The organism is Flavobacterium sp. 102, from assembly GCF_003634615.1.
Classification (GTDB): Bacteria; Bacteroidota; Bacteroidia; order Flavobacteriales; family Flavobacteriaceae; genus Flavobacterium.
In genome coordinates this window covers 1,595,390-1,611,944 of record NZ_RBKX01000001.1, presented here as the reverse complement: position 1 = coordinate 1,611,944, position 16,555 = coordinate 1,595,390, and the positions used below count along the sequence as shown (strand labels likewise).

Genomic DNA, 16,555 nt, shown 5'->3' with positions numbered 1-16,555 from the left:
TTCTTATTTTTTACCTTTATTTTTTGCTCCAGCGTGACCTCTAAAAGATCTGGTTGGTGAAAACTCTCCTAATTTGTGTCCTACCATATTCTCAGTTACATAAACCGGAACGAATTGGCGACCATTGTGAACTGCGATAGTTTGTCCCACGAAATCCGGAGTAATCATAGATGCTCTAGACCAAGTCTTAACTACACCTTTATTTCCACCAGCAATATTTTCCTGAACTTTCTTATCTAATTTATAGTGTACAAAAGGTCCTTTTTTTAATGAACGTGCCATGTCTTATTATTTCTTTCTGCGTTCTACAATATACTTGTTACTCGGGTTAACTTTAGAACGAGTTCTATAACCTTTAGCAGGAAGACCTTTTCTAGAACGTGGGTGACCTCCAGAAGAACGTCCTTCACCACCACCCATTGGGTGATCGACAGGGTTCATAGCTACCGGTCTTGTTCTTGGTCTTCTACCTAACCATCTTGATCTACCTGCTTTACCAGATACGATTAATTGGTGGTCAGAATTAGATACTGCTCCAATGGTAGCTGAACAAGTCAACAAGATTAATCTTGTTTCTCCTGACGGCATTTTAATTGTTGCATATTTACCATCTCTTGCCATTAATTGAGCAAAAGTTCCTGCGCTTCTAGCAATAGTAGCTCCTTGACCCGGACGTAATTCAATACAAGAAATTACAGTTCCCAAAGGAATTTTGCTCAAAGGCAAAGTATTTCCGATTTCAGGAGCTGCACCTTCACCAGATACAACAGTTTGTCCTACTTGTAGACCATTTTGAGCAACGATATACGTTTTCTCTCCATCAACATACCACAATAATGCGATAAAAGCAGTTCTGTTTGGATCATACTCGATTGATTTCACTGTAGCAGGAATTCCCACTTTAGTTCTTTTGAAATCAATGATACGATACCTTTGTTTGTGACCACCGCCTGTATAACGCATGGTCATTTTTCCTTGACTATTTCTACCACCTGAGTTTTTTATCGGTGCGATCAATGAACGCTCCGGCTTATCAGTCGTGATGGCGTCAAAACCATTCACAACTCTAAAACGCTGACCAGGGGTAATAGGTTTTAATTTTCTAACTGACATTTTCTATTAGATATTATTATAAAAATCTATTGTTTCTCCTTCTTTTACTTGTACGACAGCTTTCTTGTAGCTGTTCGTTTTTCCGCTAATCAAACCACTTTTTGTATATTTAGTAGTTCTATCTGCTCTATAGTTCATCGTGTTAACAGAAACAACAGAAATTCCGTAAGCAGCTTCTACAGCTTTCTTAATTTGAACTTTGTTTGCTTTTTTATCAACAACAAAACCAAAACGGTTGAAAACCTCACCTTCTTTGGTGATTTTTTCAGTTATGATAGGCTTAATTATAATACTCATGGTCTATTATTTGCTTAAATTTTCTTCAATTCCTTCTAAAGATCCTTCTAAAAGAACTAAATTATTTGCATTTAAAATCTCGTAAGTACTTAATTCTGAGTTAGTTACTACGCTAGATGCCTTTAAATTGCGTGACGACAAATATACATTTTTATTTGAATCACCCAACACAAACAAAGATTTTTTGTTTTCTAACCCTAAAGCTTTCAAAACGTTGATGAAATTTTTAGTGTTTGGTGTTTCAAAATTAAAGTCTTCCACAACTAATAAATTTGATTCTTTAACTTTCAAAGAGAAGGCAGATTTTCTAGCCAATCTTTTTACAGTTTTGTTCAATTTGAAAGAGTAGCTTCTTGGTCTTGGACCGAATACTGTTCCTCCACCTTTGAACAATGGACTCTTTTTAGATCCTGCACGAGCAGTACCTGTTCCTTTTTGTTTTTTAATCTTACGAGTACTTCCCGCTACTTCAGCTCTTTCTTTTGCTTTGTGCGTACCTTGTCTTTGATTTGCTAAGTATTGCTTAACATCAAGATATACTGCGTGATTATTTGGCTCAATGCCGAATACTGAATCAGAAAGTTGAACTTTTCTTCCAGTATCTTTTCCGTTGATATCTATAACTTTTACTTCCATTACTTCTGAATGATTACGTAAGAGTTTTTGCATCCAGGAATAGCTCCTTTAACAACAAGCAGGTTCTTTTCAGCTACTACTTTTAAAACTCTAAGATTTTGTACTTTTACATTATCACCTCCCATTCTTCCCGCCATACGCATTCCTTTGAATACACGTGATGGATAAGAAGATGCTCCTACAGAACCTGGCGCTCTCAAACGGTTGTGTTGTCCGTGAGTAGCTTGTCCAACACCACCAAAACCGTGACGTTTTACAACCCCTTGGAAACCTTTTCCTTTTGATACACCTTGTACATCAACAAATTCTCCTTCGCTGAATACTTCCACGGTGATGTTATCACCTAATTTGTAATTTTCTTCAAACCCTTGGAATTCAACGACTTTTTTCTTAGCAGAAGTACCGGCTTTTTTAAAGTGACCTAAGTCAGCTTTAGTAGCGTGTTTTTCTGTTTTGTCATCGAAACCAAGTTGAAGAGCTGTATACCCGTCAACCTCATTGGTTCTGACTTGGGTAACGACACAAGGTCCAGCCTCGATTACTGTACAAGGAATGTTTTTCCCGTTTTCATCGAAAATGCTAGTCATGCCGATTTTTCTTCCAATTAACCCAGACATAATAAACTAATTATTAATTAATAAAATTTTTGTTATTCATTCATAAAGAATTAAGTATTAGAATAATTTTCAAAATCCTAATACTTAAAACTTAAATTGGCAAAGAGTATTACTTATACTTTGATTTCCACTTCAACACCACTTGGCAACTCTAATTTCATTAGAGCATCAATCGTTTTTGAAGATGAAGAGTAAATATCTAATAATCTTTTATACGAACTTACTTCAAACTGCTCTCTCGCTTTTTTGTTAACGTGCGGAGAACGCAATACAGTAAATATCTTTTTGTGTGTAGGTAACGGAATAGGACCTGTTACGACAGCACCTGTGCTTTTCACAGTTTTTACGATTTTCTCAGCTGATTTATCAACCAACATATGATCGTAAGACTTTAATTTTATTCTAATTTTTTGACTCATCTTGATAAGAATTAAGCGTTACCTTTTGCTTTTTTGATTACTTCTTCAGAAATATTTGAAGGAGTTTGCTCGTAGTGAGAGAATTCCATTGTAGAAGTTGCTCTACCTGAAGACAATGTTCTTAAGGTTGTTACATAACCAAACATTTCAGATAAAGGCACGTTAGCTTTGATTGTTTTAGCGCCATTTCTGTCACCCATATCATTAACTTGACCTCTACGACGGTTGATATCACCTACGATATCTCCCATGTTTTCTTCCGGAGTAATAACTTCCATTTTCATGATTGGCTCAAGGATTACAGCTCCGGCAGCTTTCGCTACTTCTTTGTACCCCATTTTAGCAGCCAATTCGAAAGAAAGCGCATCAGAATCTACCGGGTGGAAAGATCCATCTAATAAAGTTACTTTCAAACTATCTACTTGGTATCCAGCTAATGGACCAGTTTTCATAGCCTCTCTGAAACCTTTCTCTACAGAAGGAATGTATTCTTTAGGAACGTTACCACCTTTTACAGCATTAACAAACTGCAATCCTACAGGAACTTTACCATCAACTTCATCTGCCGGCTCAAGTAAAAATACGATATCACCGAATTTACCACGACCACCTGATTGTTTTTTGTATGTTTCTCTGTGTTGTGCAGATTTTGTGAAAGCTTCTTTGTATTCAACTTGAGGTTCCCCTTGGTTCACTTCAACTTTGAATTCACGTTTCATACGATCTACAAGGATGTCTAAGTGTAACTCACCCATTCCCGAAATAATCGTTTGACCTGAAGCCTCATCAGTTCTTACTGTAAACGTTGGATCTTCTTCAGCCAATTTAGCCAAAGCCATACCCATTTTATCAACGTCTGCTTTCGTTTTTGGTTCGATAGCGATACCAATTACCGGCGCAGGGAATTTCATTGACTCAAGAATGATTGGGTGCTTTTCGTCACACATTGTATCTCCAGTCTTGATATCTTTAAATCCAACTGCTGCTCCAATATCACCTGCTTCGATATAATCGATTGGGTTTTGCTTGTTAGCGTGCATTTGGTAGATACGAGAAATTCTTTCTTTATTTCCTGAACGAGTGTTCAAGATGTAAGAACCAGCATCTAAACGACCTGAATAAGCACGGAAGAAAGCCAAACGACCAACATAAGGGTCAGTAGCAATTTTAAATGCCAAAGCTGCGAACGGCTCTTTTACATCAGGACGACGTAAGATTTTAGTTTGATCTTCTTCCAATAATTCAGCATCATCAGGATGAATTCCTTCAATACCTTCTTTATCTAAAGGAGATGGTAAATATTTACATACAGCATCCAACATGAATTGAACACCTTTGTTTTTGAATGATGATCCGGCAATCATAGGAATGATAGCCATATCGATAGTAGCCGCTCTTAAAGCGATGTTGATTTCGTCTTCAGTAATAGAATCCGGATCTTCCATGTATTTATCAAGCAAGTTCTCATCATAATCAGCCACTGCCTCGATAAGGATATCTCTGTATTCTTTAACTTCAGTAACCATATCAGCAGGAATATCAACAATATCAAAAGTTGCCCCTTGAGTTTCATCATGCCATACGATAGCTTGATTTTTTACTAAATCAACCACTCCTTTAAAGTCGTTTTCTTCACCGATTGGCAAAGTAATCGCAACTGCGTTAGATTTTAACATGTCTCTAACTTGTTGACAAACGCTCAAGAAGTTTGAACCTTGACGGTCCATTTTGTTTACGAATCCCATACGTGGAACTCTATATTGATCGGCCAATCTCCAGTTAGTTTCTGATTGAGGCTCAACACCGTCAACAGCACTAAACAAGAAAACCAATCCATCCAATACACGTAATGAACGGTTTACCTCTACGGTAAAGTCAACGTGTCCAGGAGTATCAATAATGTTAAAGTGGTAATCTTGAGAAGTTGGTAATGGTTTACCTTGTTCTGTTGGAAAACTCCACTCACAAGTGGTAGCAGCAGAAGTAATGGTAATACCTCTTTCTTGCTCTTGTGCCATCCAGTCCATTGTTGCAGCACCATCGTGCACTTCACCAATTTTGTGTGATTTTCCGGTATAGAATAATATACGCTCCGTTGTTGTTGTTTTACCAGCATCAATGTGAGCAGCAATTCCGATGTTTCTTGTAAATTTTAAATCTCTAGCCATTTCTTAAATATTAAAATCTAAAGTGAGAGAATGCTTTATTTGCTTCTGCCATTTTGTGAGTATCCATTCTCTTCTTAACAGCAGCACCTTCTTCTTTAGCCGCAGCTAAGATTTCAGAAGCTAATTTACCAGCCATTGACTTTTCGTTTCTTCTTCTAGCATAAAGTATCATCCACTTCATAGCCATAGAGATTTTTCTGTCCGGTCTGATTTGCATTGGAATTTGGAATGTAGCTCCACCTACTCTACGACTACGTACTTCTACGTGAGGCATAACGTTGGTTAAAGCATCTTTCCAAACTTCTAATGATGCTTTCTCATCATTGTTCTTTTTTGCTTCTACGATATCCATTGCATCATAGAATACTTTGAAAGCTGTTGATTTCTTACCATCCCACATCAAGTTGTTCACGAAACGTGTCACTAACTGATCGTTAAATTTAGGATCCGGTAAAAGTGGTCTTTTCTTTGCCGCTCTTTTTCTCATGTCTTTACTTTAAAAGTTTTTAAATTACTTTTTTGCTTCTTTTGGGCGTTTAGCACCGTACTTAGATCTTCTTTGTGTTCTTCCTGCTACACCTGATGTATCAAGCGCACCACGCACAATGTGGTATCTAACTCCTGGTAAATCTTTTACCCTTCCGCCTCGCACTAATACTATCGAGTGCTCTTGTAGATTATGTCCTTCTCCTGGGATGTAAGCATTCACTTCATTTCCATTAGTCAAACGTACACGCGCTACTTTACGCATTGCTGAGTTTGGTTTTTTTGGAGTAGTAGTGTAAACACGCGTACAAACACCTCTTCTTTGAGGACAAGAATCTAAAGCAACCGATTTACTCTTCTTAGTGATTTGAGTTCTTCCTGTTCTTACTAATTGTTGAATTGTTGGCATAATTAAATACTAAAATTTCTTTATTTATTAAAATCCCGCTTTTTTAGGGGTTGCAAATGTAGTAATTATTTTCAATGAAACAAATCGTAATTAATTAATTTTTTCATCAATTAAATATTTGTCTTTTAATGAGATAAAGAATACCCATTATAAAGCAAGTGCTTTTAAAAACCCAAGCCTTGTGAATAGCTATTTCAAACAAATTATTTTTAGATTGGATTATCAACAATAAAAACAGAAATTTTGCGTTATTTTTATCCAAACTTTATAGTCTTTGAAAAAGATTTTTCTCTTTTTTTTTCTAATCATCGTCAGCGGGAATATTTCGGCACAAAATTTCTATCTGAAAATTATCGGGCAAAACGATACCGAAAACAAAACAATTGACAGCATCGGCTACACCAAAAAACACGAAAACGTAAAATCGATTGTAACCGAAAACAATTCCTTCTACGAAAAACTGACTAAAAAAGGATATACCGAAAGCCAATTCTCAGAAACTATTAAACTAAACGACTCTACTTTTAGCTATAAATATGACCTTGGCAAAAAAATAAATTATGCACACCTTTATATAGGTGTAAATAATCAAGAAAATATTCCCGATTATTACAAACTAAAAAACGACACACTCACCATTCCATACGAGGAAACCGAAAGCTTTCTGAACAACACTTTAAAAAAATTAGAAAGCAATGGATTTTCAATGGCTAAAGTGCAACTCATAAATCTACAAAACAAAGCCAACTTTATCACAGCCGAATTATCCGTCATCAAAGAAACCAAAAGACAACTCAACAGCATTGTTATTAACGGCTATGAAAAATTTCCGGAGAGCCACAAAAAAAACATCCTTAGACTTTATCGAAACAAAGTGTTTAATCAAAAGAACTTGGACAAACTTTACAACGACTTTGAAAAGTTCCGGTTTGTCAAACAAAGTAAGTATCCTGAAATTTTATTCACCAAAGATTCTACTAAAGTATATGTGTATTTGGAAAAAGCAAAACCCAACTCCTTTGACGGCTACATCGGCTTTACCAATGATGAAGAGAGTAAATTGATTTTGAGCGGTTATGTAGATTTAGTGTTGCAGAATATTTTAAACTCCGGTGAAAAATTTTCTCTGTATTGGAAAAGCGATGGCCAAGACCAAAAAACTTTCAATTTCGGCTTAGAATTGCCTTATATTTTCAAAAGCCCCATCGGACTCAAAACCGAACTCAACATTTTTAAACAAGACAGCACTTTTCAAAACACCCGAACCAACATAGAGCTTGGTTATTTTTTTAATTACAACACCCGATTGTATTTGGGTTATCAATCTACCGAATCAAGCGATATTCAAAATGCCAACACCACCAATTTGAGTGATTTCGACAATTCTTACATCACCACCGCACTAGAGTTTGTTGATTTCAAAAATGACGATTTCCTATTTCCGGAAAAAACTAATTTTAACCTAAAGCTAGGCACAGGGAAAAGAAATTCAAAACTAATTTCAGACAACCAACTTTTCGGAAGCCTTAACCTCAAGCACAATCTGTACCTGAACCAAAAAAATATCATCAATATAAAATCCCAAAATTTTTACCTGCAAAGCAAAAATTACATTGTTAACGAACTGTCCCGTTTTGGCGGCATCAACTCCATTCGTGGTTTTAACGAAAACAGCCTGCAAGCCAATACCTTCACCTCTTTACTGACTGAATATCGCTATGTTCTTGCGCCAACTTTATACATTCATTCCATTATTGATTATGGTTATTTGCAAGACAACACCGCTGACACTAACGAAAATCTTCTCGGCCTTGGTTTTGGTTTTGGTCTTTTGTCAAAAAACGGATTATTCAACATCGTTTATGCCAATGGAAGCACTAATAACCAAGCAATAAAACTGTCCAATTCAATCGTACACATTAGCTTTAAAGCTAGTTTTTAATAACATTGATATTGATTTAAAATATTATTTCCCATTTTTAAATTCATCCATTTAATCTATAATTGACTACATTTGCGCCATGGAAAAAGAAAACCAAATCTTCGGAATTAGAGCCATTATTGAAGCCATCAGCGCTGGAAAAGAAATTGACAAAGTGTTTATTCAAAGCGACGCCCAAAGCGAATTGATGCAGGAACTGATGAAAGCGATGAAAAAACACAGCATCAATTTCTCGTACGTTCCCGTTGAAAAACTAAACCGATTGACACCTAACAACCATCAAGGTGCTGTGGCAACCATTGCGCCAATCACCTTCGTCAAACTCGAAACTTTAGTAGATAGCGTAGTCGAAAGTGGCAAAACGCCTTTATTCCTAATCCTCGACCAATTGAGCGATGCCCGAAACTTCGGCGCCATCATCAGAACCGCAGAATGTACCGGCGTTGACGGAATCATTGTCCAAAAAACCGGTTCTGCTCCTGTCAATGGCGATACCGTAAAAACTTCTGCCGGAGCCGTTTTCAACGTGCCGATTTGCAAAGTTGATCACATTAAAGACGCTATATTTTACCTTCAAGGCAGCGGTATCAAAACTGTAGCCGCTACCGAAAAAACGGAAGACAACATTTACAACATCGACTTAAACCAACCCATAGCCATCATCATGGGAAGTGAAGACCGCGGCATCAATCCGTCTGTGTTGAAAATTGTAGATGAAAAAGCCAAGTTACCAATGTTCGGAACGATCGGCTCGTTGAATGTTTCTGTGGCTTGTGGGGCGTTTTTATATGAAACTGTTCGTCAACGTCAATAAATAGTCAGGCAGAACTTGTTTAAATCAGGAGCGAAAGGCTTGGGCTTTATCAGTAAACCTTATTCCCGCTTTCCGTTCTACTTCGTGCCACTACAATCGGGGCTAGACAGTTAGTTATTCGCCTGACTTGTTATCGTCAGTCGCTGCTTTAAAGTGATAAACATAATTGACTTCGGTTGCCGGAATCTCTTCCTCAATCTCTTCAGGTTTTGGCGTATTGACAAAATTCCCGTTGTCATCAAAATGTTTCATAAACAAATCGTTTTCCGGATTGAATTCGGGTTTCTCCCATTCGTATTGAATGTCTTTTTTATAATCAGGTGTTTTAAATAAGACTGCGAAAGCAAAACCGACTACCAATCCGGCCAAGTGTCCTTCCCAAGAAATAGTCTTATCAACATCCGGAAAAATAAACCAAACCATTCCGCCATAAAACATTACTACCGTTAGCGACAAAGCCATCAATCTATAATATTGCGTCATCATGCCTTTGAAGAAAATAAAGGAAACCAACACATAAATCAAACCACTGGCGCCAATGTGAAAAGACGTTCTGCCAATAACCCAAGTAATGATTCCGGAAAGCAAAATACCATAACACAAAACCTTCAGTGAAACATCTCTGTAGAAATATATCAGTGCCGTGGTTAAAACAAACAACGGAATGGAATTATTGGCAATGTGATTCAAATCGCCATGCAAAAACGGACTAAACAAAACGCCTTGCAAACCCGAAAATGTTCGTGGTAAAATCCCGTGTGGAGTCAAGTCAATATTAAAACTGTGTTCAAAAAAGAAAACCGCCCAAATCAAAATCAGCAGAAAGCTTGGAATAATCCAAACCGATGGTGTAAACTTAAAGTGATGGTAATCGTTCATGGTTTTATTTTAAAACATAATTGTTGTCAAAAACACAGCCAAATTAAAAGTAATGCTAAATTGTCAGTTGAACATGATTTTAACCGCAAAGTTCGCCAAGAAGGCGCAAAGCACACAAAGCTTATAGTCTTGAAACTAGAAATTCTTAGCGAAACTTTTTCAACTGAGTTTAAAAGAAGCCAACAGTTTGCATTTAGCCCCGATGGAAGTGACATCCCGAAATTTCGGGATATAACGGACAGCGGGAAAATGATTTAAAAAATGCTCAAGCGATTGGCTCCAACATTTCGACAAGCTCAATGTGACAATCAAAAAAATAACATAAATTTACAACATGGAAGCACCACTTGCCGAACGCATCAGACCACAACGTTTAGAAGATTATATCAGCCAATTGCATTTGGTGGGTGATAACGGTTCGCTAACCCAACAAATTGCGCGTGGCGTGATTCCGTCGATGATTTTTTGGGGTTCGCCCGGAACCGGAAAAACGACTTTGGCCCAAATCATAGCCAAGCAAAGCAATCGTCCGTTTTATGAATTGAGTGCGATTAACAGTGGCGTAAAAGATATACGCGACGTGATTGAAAAAGCCAAAACCAGCGGCGGTTTATTCACGGCTAAAAACCCAATTCTGTTTATTGATGAGATCCATCGTTTTAGTAAATCGCAACAGGATTCGCTTTTAGCAGCTGTCGAAAAAGGTTGGGTAACCTTAATCGGCGCCACGACTGAAAATCCGAGTTTTGAAGTCATTCCCGCTTTGTTGTCACGTTGTCAGGTGTATGTTTTGAATCCGTTTTCAAAAGAAGACTTGTTGGCTTTATTGCAACGCGCCATAAAAGAAGACAAAATCATTTCGACCAAAAAAATAAAACTAAAGGAAACAGAAGCGCTATTGCGACTTTCCGGTGGCGACGGGCGCAAACTGTTAAATATTTTCGAACTTGTTATAAACGCCAGCCCTGAAGGTCAAATTACGATAACGAATGATAAAGTATTGGAACTCGTTCAGCAAAACACGGTGCTTTATGACAAAACCGGCGAACAACATTATGATATTGTTTCGGCATTCATCAAATCCATTCGCGGAAGTGATCCAAACGGCGCGGTGTATTGGTTGGCCCGAATGATTGAAGGTGGCGAAGATGTGAAATTCATTGCCAGAAGAATGTTGATTTTATCAAGCGAAGATATTGGCAATGCGAATCCAACAGCTTTTATTATGGCCAATAATACTTTTCAGGCGGTTTCCACGATTGGCAATCCGGAGAGCAGAATTATTTTAAGTCAGTGTGCTATTTATTTGGCAACTTCACCTAAAAGCAATGCGAGTTATATGGCGATAGGCGAAGCCCAAGCTTTGGTCAAACAAACCGGAGATTTATCGGTACCGATTCATTTGCGCAATGCGCCGACAAAATTGATGAAAGAATTGGGTTATGGCGAAGAATACCAATATTCACATAACTACGCCAACAATTTTTCGGAACAAGAATACTTACCGGATGAAATCAGGAATACCGATTTGTACAAACCCGGAAATAATGCACGCGAAAACGAAATGCGCACTTTTTTGAAAAATCGTTGGAAGGATAAATATGGGTACTAGTGTTCAGTTCTAACTTTTAAAACTTCACTTCTACTCTTTCTGAAAATAGTTTGTCATTTTGATAATATTCAAAAAACCAACCGTTGTCTTTGGCGAAGAAAACACCATTTACATCTCCTTTGGAAGCGATGAAATAATCTTTTACAGAAGTATTGTAAATTTTATAAATCACTTTGGGTTCTGTATTAACCAATTGAAATCCGTTGGCAATAGGTTGTGCATATAATTGTCCTGAAACCAAAACTTTGGTAGGTTCAGTTGTCGGAACAGCCCTTTCTGAAGCAAGTTTAATTTCTGTTGGAACCTTAACTTCTGCCGTTTCTCCAATTTTTCCTAAGCTTTTTTCTGTGGGTTGGCTTCCATTGTATTTATAATTCAGTTTGTCAAATGATTTGAATGCTTCTCTAAGCGCTTCATTGTAGGCCGGAAAATACTCTTTGGTGCGGCTTGTTCCAAATGCTGTCTCGAATACAACCCTATCATAACAATCTTTTAAGACCACTTTTACTTTGGTCACAAACATAGTATTGTCATTCACAAGAGAAGCATTTAGAAAAGAACACCTATTAGTCAAAACTTCATTTGGCAATTCTTCCGTAGCTAAATACGATTTAAAACCATATTTCTGCAGCAAGAATTTAGTGGTAGTATTCAATCGGTAACGATCATTTTCTTTTAAAAAGTCGAATTTTATAGGAACAATTACGTATTGAAAATCATTAATATTTTGCGAGTAAGACGCAAATGACAATAACAAAATTAGGGACAGCAATACTTTTTTCATTTTACAATATGTTTTTTAATTCGATTAAACGATTGATGGTTGGCACTTCGGGAATGTTGTGACTGTTTTTTTCATCAAACAAAATAGCCTTCATCCCAAAATCAATGGCACCTCGAACATCAGCATCAATACAATCGCCAATCATAATGGCATTTTCTTTATTGGTTTTAGCCAAAGATAAGGCAAATTCAAATATATTTCTATGCGGTTTTTTGACGCCAGCCATTTCAGAATTGGTCACCGTCTTGAAATAACTTCCCAAACCGGAATTGCTTATTTTTTTATACTGAACTTCCGCAAAACCATTCGTAATAATATGCAGATTGTACTTTGAAAATAAGTAATCCAACACTTCAATGGCGCCATCAAACAGTTGATTATTATCGGGCAAAAAAGCAATATAATCGTGTGCTATTTTATCGATAGCTTCATCTGAAATAGGATAATTCATCGCATCAAATGATTGCTTTAATCGTTGGTAACGCAATTCTTCATGGGTGATTTTATCAACTTGGTACAACTTCCAACACGCTTGATTTATGGGTGCATAAATTTCGATAAAAGCTTCTGTATTTATCGTTGGATGATGTACTTTAAAAATCTTGTCAAAAGCCAAAACAGAATTTCGGTCAAAATCCCAAAGCGTATGATCTAGGTCAAAAAAAATGTCGGTGATGTGTTTCATTTTAAAAAATGCCTTCGTCTTGAAAGCTCAAATATCCTTTTTCGGTGATGATAATATGATCGAGCACTTTGATGTCGAGTTGCTCTCCGGCAAATTTAAGTTTTTTTGTAATATCTCGGTCGGCATCACTGGCGAGTAATTTGCCCGAAGGATGATTATGGGATAAAATAATTGCGGTAGCATTGTGTTCCAATGCCATTTTGAAGATCAAACGAACATCGACTACGGTTCCGGTAATGCCCCCTTTTGACAATTGCGATTTGTAAATCACTTTGTTAGCATTGTTTAAATACAATACCCAAAATTCTTCATGTAACAATTCTCCGATTATGGGTTGCATCATATCAAAAACAGCTTTACTTGAAGTAATCTTGGTTAACTCGACCGTTTCTTCTACTCTTCGTCTTCTGCCTAATTCTAACGCAGCCGCAATGGAAACAGCTTTTGCCTCGCCTATTCCTTTGAATTCCATTAATTGTTTCAGAGACAATTTTCCCAAAGCATTGAGATTGTTATTTACGCTCAACAAGATTCTTTTGCTCAATGATACCGCACTTTCATTCCGACTACCGGAACCAATTAAAATGGCTACCAATTCGGCATCGCTTAAAACTGTTTTGCCTTTCAGCATTAGTTTTTCACGCGGCTTATCGTCTTCTGCCCAATTCTTTATAGAGAAATTTTGTTCCAATGCAAATACTATAAATAAGATTTTTACGTTATAAAATGAAACACTAAAAGTATGAAAACTTTTTATTTTTCGCTAATTTTACTTACATTTTTAACTTGTGGACAAAAAAATAATGATATCAATGATCGTGTTATTGAAGCAAAGCCAAACTCATTTGAAGAAAAACTAGCAGTTGCTGCGATTTCAATTATTGACCCGAATATTATTTACACACCAACTTATGTTGCTATAAAATACCCGAATGGCGATGTTCCTGCCAAAACCGGAGTTTGCACCGATGTTGTGATTCGGGCTTACCGAAAATTGGGGATTGATTTACAAAAAGAAGTGCATGAAGACATGAAAGCCAACTTTTCAAAATACCCAACCAAATGGGGTTTAAAGAAAACCGACACCAATATTGACCACAGAAGAGTGCCGAATTTGGAAACTTTCTTTACTCGAAAAGGTAAAAAATTAGCCATTAGCCAAAATCCTGATGATTACAAAACCGGTGAAATGGTCACTTGGATGATTAATGGTAAACTACCACACATTGGTATTATTACAAATAAAAAATCACCGGACGGCAATCCGATGATAGTGCATAATGTTGGTGGCGGACAGGTTTTAGAAGACTGTTTGTTTAGCTATGAAATTGTTGGGCATTATAAGTATGAAAAGTAATAACTTTGTCATTTCGACGAAGGAGAAATCACATATTCAAAATCACTTAATGAGATTTCTCCCTTTGGTCGAAATGACAAAATTGAGAGAACTACTCTATCAATCCTTTTACCTCATCAAAATTCAATCCGCCATAATTTCCTGAACTCATCAAAAGCAAAGCGGAATTATTTAAATCATAAGAGAACAAAAAGTCTTTGAGCTCCGACGGATTGGTATAAATAATCAAATCATCTCTTTTGAAAGATTGTGCGATTTGGTCGTAAGTCACTTCCTCCAATTGTTTGATTTTAACAGCATCGGGTGAATAAAAAACCACCGCAACATCGGCTGCATCGAGTGCGCCTTCGTATTCTTTTAAGAATTCTGCGTTCAAACTACTGTATGTATGCAATTCTAGACACGCTACTAATTTTCTATCAGGATATTGTGTTTTAACTGCTTTTGTCGTTGCCGATACTTTACTTGGCGAATGCGCAAAATCTTTGTAAGCTACTTTGCCTTTGCCCTCGGCTATTTTTTCCAAACGTTTTGATGCACCTTTGAAACTCGCAATGGCTTCATAGAAATCAGCTTCGTCTACGCCCATATTTTGGCAAATCCATTTGGCGCCGGCTAAATTATTGAGATTGTGGGCACCAAAAACTTCGATCGGCATAGGTCCTTCGGGCGTATCTAATAAAGTCGTTCCATCTTTTACGGTATAACTTGGCGTTTGATAAGGTAATCTTCGGATGGTATTGGTACTTTCTTCAGCTACTTTTTTAACGGTTTCGTCTTCTTCGTTATAGACTAAAATACCGCCTTTGGTTATTTGGTTAACAAAAATTTCAAACTGCTCTACGTAGTTTTCAAACGTTGGAAACACATTGATATGATCCCAAGCAATGCCGGAAAGCAAAGCGATGTTCGGTTGGTACAAATGAAATTTTGGTCTTCTGTCGATGGGTGACGACAAATATTCATCGCCTTCTAAAACGATAAAATCGTTGTCATGCGTCAGATGAACCATCGTATCAAAACCTTCTAATTGGGCGCCAACCATATAATCAACTTCAATATTATGAAAATGCATCACGTGCAAAATCATGGAAGTAATAGTTGTTTTTCCGTGAGAACCACCAATGACTACGCGGGTTTTATTTTTAGATTGTTCGTATAAAAATTCGGGATAGGAATAAATTTTGAGTCCGAGTTCTTGTGCTTTCAGCAACTCCGGATTATCAGCTTTGGCATGCATTCCGAGAATTACGGCTTCGATATCGGCGGTGATTTTTTCGGGAAACCAACCCATTTCTGTTGGCAATAATCCTTTCTTTTCTAATCTAGATTTGGAAGGTTCAAAAATAGCATCATCGCTTCCGGTAACTTGGTATCCTTTATGGTGTAAGGCCAAGGCTAAATTGTGCATGGCTGCACCGCCAATGGCAATAAAATGTGTTCGCATTATTATGATTTGTTTTTTTCTTGATAGGTTTCTAAAACTAATTTGGCTTTCTCGGGCTGGTTCATTTTGTTTTTGTACAAATTAGCCAACTTTTGGTAAGAAGTTTTGGAGCCGCCAATTTCAATGGCTTTTTTATAATTTTTCTCCGCTTCTTTATATCGATTAAAATATTCGGCTATACGACCTTTTGACAAATAGCCATCAACGGGTGAAATTTTGAATAACTCATCTGAATATTTATGTGCTTTTTTCTCACTTCCACCAACAATTCCAGGCAATTCCAGATACAATTCGATTAAAGCCCAGCGCGCTTCAATATGATTAGGATTAAGCAGAATGGCTTTTTCAAAAGAAGCTTTGATCTCATCAATCATCCCTAATGCTTTGAATTTATTAGATTCTTTGGCTTTCATCCCAAGGCAACCACCATATTTATAATGGTAATTGGCTTCATTAGGTTTGAGCTTTCTCAATTTATCATAATAAGACATGGCTTTAGTCCATGCTTTATTGGCACCTTCAATGTCACCTAAGTATTCTAATACTTTGATATTATTAGGACTTTCTTTTAAGACATTCTCAAAAATAGGTTTGGCCAAAGCTGGTTTTCCTTGTATGACCAACTTCTCCGCTTTTTCGAAATCCGTTTGCGAAAAAATGGTTAGCGGTAATAAAAGGATGATTTTAAAAATCAATTTCATCAAACTCATTTTGGTTTTTTTGAATAACAAATATAGGGATTTTATAATAGTGATTCGAAGGGACAATTATGCATTTTTAACACTGCGTTTTGTCTTCGTTCAAGATTATTTATTGGTGGATTTTAAAAGAGGAATTCAATAAGAAATAAATTAATTTTTTTAACTAAAACCATTAGTAAAATCACAAAA

General features: G+C 36.8%; 20 protein-coding genes. 5 read left to right on the top strand and 15 right to left on the bottom strand.

The genetic code is table 11. The features are described 5' to 3' along the window. Positions 1-3 precede the first annotated feature (3 nt). From rpsS to rpsL, 9 genes are all read right to left on the bottom strand, one after another. Positions 4-282 carry a 30S ribosomal protein S19 gene (rpsS, locus tag C8C84_RS07020; protein ID WP_007136562.1) on the bottom strand — a complete coding sequence of 93 codons (279 nt, stop codon included), beginning with the start codon at positions 280-282 and terminating at the stop codon, positions 4-6. Between the two features lie 6 nt (positions 283-288). After that, positions 289-1,113, bottom strand: coding sequence for a 50S ribosomal protein L2 (rplB, locus tag C8C84_RS07015; protein WP_121312853.1), 825 nt, complete (start codon positions 1,111-1,113; stop codon positions 289-291). Between the two features lie 6 nt (positions 1,114-1,119). Continuing rightward, positions 1,120-1,410, bottom strand: a complete 291-nt coding sequence (gene rplW / locus C8C84_RS07010; protein WP_121312852.1) for a 50S ribosomal protein L23 — start codon at positions 1,408-1,410, stop codon at positions 1,120-1,122. 6 nt (positions 1,411-1,416) lie between these two features. Next, complete coding sequence (gene rplD, locus C8C84_RS07005) at positions 1,417-2,046, bottom strand: 50S ribosomal protein L4 (RefSeq protein WP_121312851.1); 630 nt, start codon at positions 2,044-2,046, stop codon at positions 1,417-1,419. Continuing rightward, the gene (gene rplC / locus C8C84_RS07000; protein ID WP_121312850.1) at positions 2,046-2,663 is read right to left on the bottom strand and encodes a 50S ribosomal protein L3; all 618 of its coding nucleotides are present in this window, start codon (positions 2,661-2,663) and stop codon (positions 2,046-2,048) included. The genes rplD and rplC overlap by 1 nt, the downstream gene beginning before the upstream one ends. Positions 2,664-2,776: 113 nt before the next feature. Next, a complete protein-coding gene (gene rpsJ / locus C8C84_RS06995) occupies positions 2,777-3,082 on the bottom strand; it encodes a 30S ribosomal protein S10 (RefSeq protein WP_026710316.1) in 306 nt (101 codons plus the stop codon). Positions 3,083-3,093: 11 nt separating this feature from the next. Further along, the gene (fusA, locus tag C8C84_RS06990) at positions 3,094-5,250 is read right to left on the bottom strand and encodes an elongation factor G (protein ID WP_121312849.1); all 2,157 of its coding nucleotides are present in this window, start codon (positions 5,248-5,250) and stop codon (positions 3,094-3,096) included. 10 nt (positions 5,251-5,260) lie between these two features. Next, positions 5,261-5,737, bottom strand: a complete 477-nt coding sequence (gene rpsG / locus C8C84_RS06985) for a 30S ribosomal protein S7 (RefSeq protein WP_121312848.1) — start codon at positions 5,735-5,737, stop codon at positions 5,261-5,263. Between the two features lie 24 nt (positions 5,738-5,761). Beyond that, positions 5,762-6,145, bottom strand: coding sequence for a 30S ribosomal protein S12 (rpsL, locus tag C8C84_RS06980; RefSeq protein WP_007136570.1), 384 nt, complete (start codon positions 6,143-6,145; stop codon positions 5,762-5,764). A 274-nt stretch (positions 6,146-6,419) separates the two neighbouring features. On the opposite strand from rpsL, the gene C8C84_RS06975 reads away from it, so the two are divergent. Beyond that, positions 6,420-8,087, top strand: coding sequence for a hypothetical protein (locus C8C84_RS06975; protein WP_121312847.1), 1,668 nt, complete (start codon positions 6,420-6,422; stop codon positions 8,085-8,087). 79 nt (positions 8,088-8,166) lie between these two features. Beyond that, on the top strand, positions 8,167-8,901 hold the full coding sequence (rlmB, locus tag C8C84_RS06970) for a 23S rRNA (guanosine(2251)-2'-O)-methyltransferase RlmB (RefSeq protein ID WP_121312846.1): 735 nt from the start codon (positions 8,167-8,169) through the stop codon (positions 8,899-8,901). A gap of 114 nt (positions 8,902-9,015) precedes the next feature. Here rlmB and C8C84_RS06965 read toward each other — a convergent pair whose 3' ends face one another. After that, positions 9,016-9,780: a rhomboid family intramembrane serine protease gene (locus tag C8C84_RS06965; RefSeq protein WP_121312845.1), complete on the bottom strand. Its 765-nt coding sequence runs from the start codon at positions 9,778-9,780 to the stop codon at positions 9,016-9,018. Here C8C84_RS06965 and C8C84_RS06960 point away from each other — a divergent pair. Continuing rightward, positions 9,766-10,038 (top strand): hypothetical protein, encoded by a 273-nt coding sequence (locus C8C84_RS06960; RefSeq protein WP_121312844.1) that lies wholly within the window; start codon positions 9,766-9,768, stop codon positions 10,036-10,038. The genes C8C84_RS06965 and C8C84_RS06960 overlap by 15 nt on opposite strands. Before the next feature lie 76 nt (positions 10,039-10,114). Beyond that, a complete protein-coding gene (locus C8C84_RS06955) occupies positions 10,115-11,392 on the top strand; it encodes a replication-associated recombination protein A (RefSeq protein WP_121312843.1) in 1,278 nt (425 codons plus the stop codon). A gap of 16 nt (positions 11,393-11,408) precedes the next feature. On the opposite strand, the gene C8C84_RS06950 is transcribed toward C8C84_RS06955, so the two are convergent. From C8C84_RS06950 to radC, 3 genes are read right to left on the bottom strand one after another with little or no spacing between them, the layout of a single operon-like run. Then, the gene (locus C8C84_RS06950; protein WP_121312842.1) at positions 11,409-12,176 is read right to left on the bottom strand and encodes a hypothetical protein; all 768 of its coding nucleotides are present in this window, start codon (positions 12,174-12,176) and stop codon (positions 11,409-11,411) included. A 1-nt stretch (position 12,177) separates the two neighbouring features. Further along, positions 12,178-12,861, bottom strand: a complete 684-nt coding sequence (locus tag C8C84_RS06945; RefSeq protein ID WP_121312841.1) for a YjjG family noncanonical pyrimidine nucleotidase — start codon at positions 12,859-12,861, stop codon at positions 12,178-12,180. A 1-nt stretch (position 12,862) separates the two neighbouring features. Further along, on the bottom strand, positions 12,863-13,552 hold the full coding sequence (gene radC / locus C8C84_RS06940; protein WP_121312840.1) for a DNA repair protein RadC: 690 nt from the start codon (positions 13,550-13,552) through the stop codon (positions 12,863-12,865). 51 nt (positions 13,553-13,603) lie between these two features. Here radC and C8C84_RS06935 point away from each other — a divergent pair, with 51 nt between their 5' ends. Next, the gene (locus tag C8C84_RS06935) at positions 13,604-14,218 is read left to right on the top strand and encodes a DUF1287 domain-containing protein (RefSeq protein WP_121312839.1); all 615 of its coding nucleotides are present in this window, start codon (positions 13,604-13,606) and stop codon (positions 14,216-14,218) included. Positions 14,219-14,309: 91 nt separating this feature from the next. On the opposite strand, the gene murC is transcribed toward C8C84_RS06935, so the two are convergent. After that, a complete protein-coding gene (gene murC, locus C8C84_RS06930; protein ID WP_121312838.1) occupies positions 14,310-15,665 on the bottom strand; it encodes a UDP-N-acetylmuramate--L-alanine ligase in 1,356 nt (451 codons plus the stop codon). Between the two features lie 2 nt (positions 15,666-15,667). Next, the gene (locus C8C84_RS06925) at positions 15,668-16,366 is read right to left on the bottom strand and encodes a lipopolysaccharide assembly protein LapB (RefSeq protein WP_121312837.1); all 699 of its coding nucleotides are present in this window, start codon (positions 16,364-16,366) and stop codon (positions 15,668-15,670) included. Positions 16,367-16,555 lie beyond the last annotated feature (189 nt).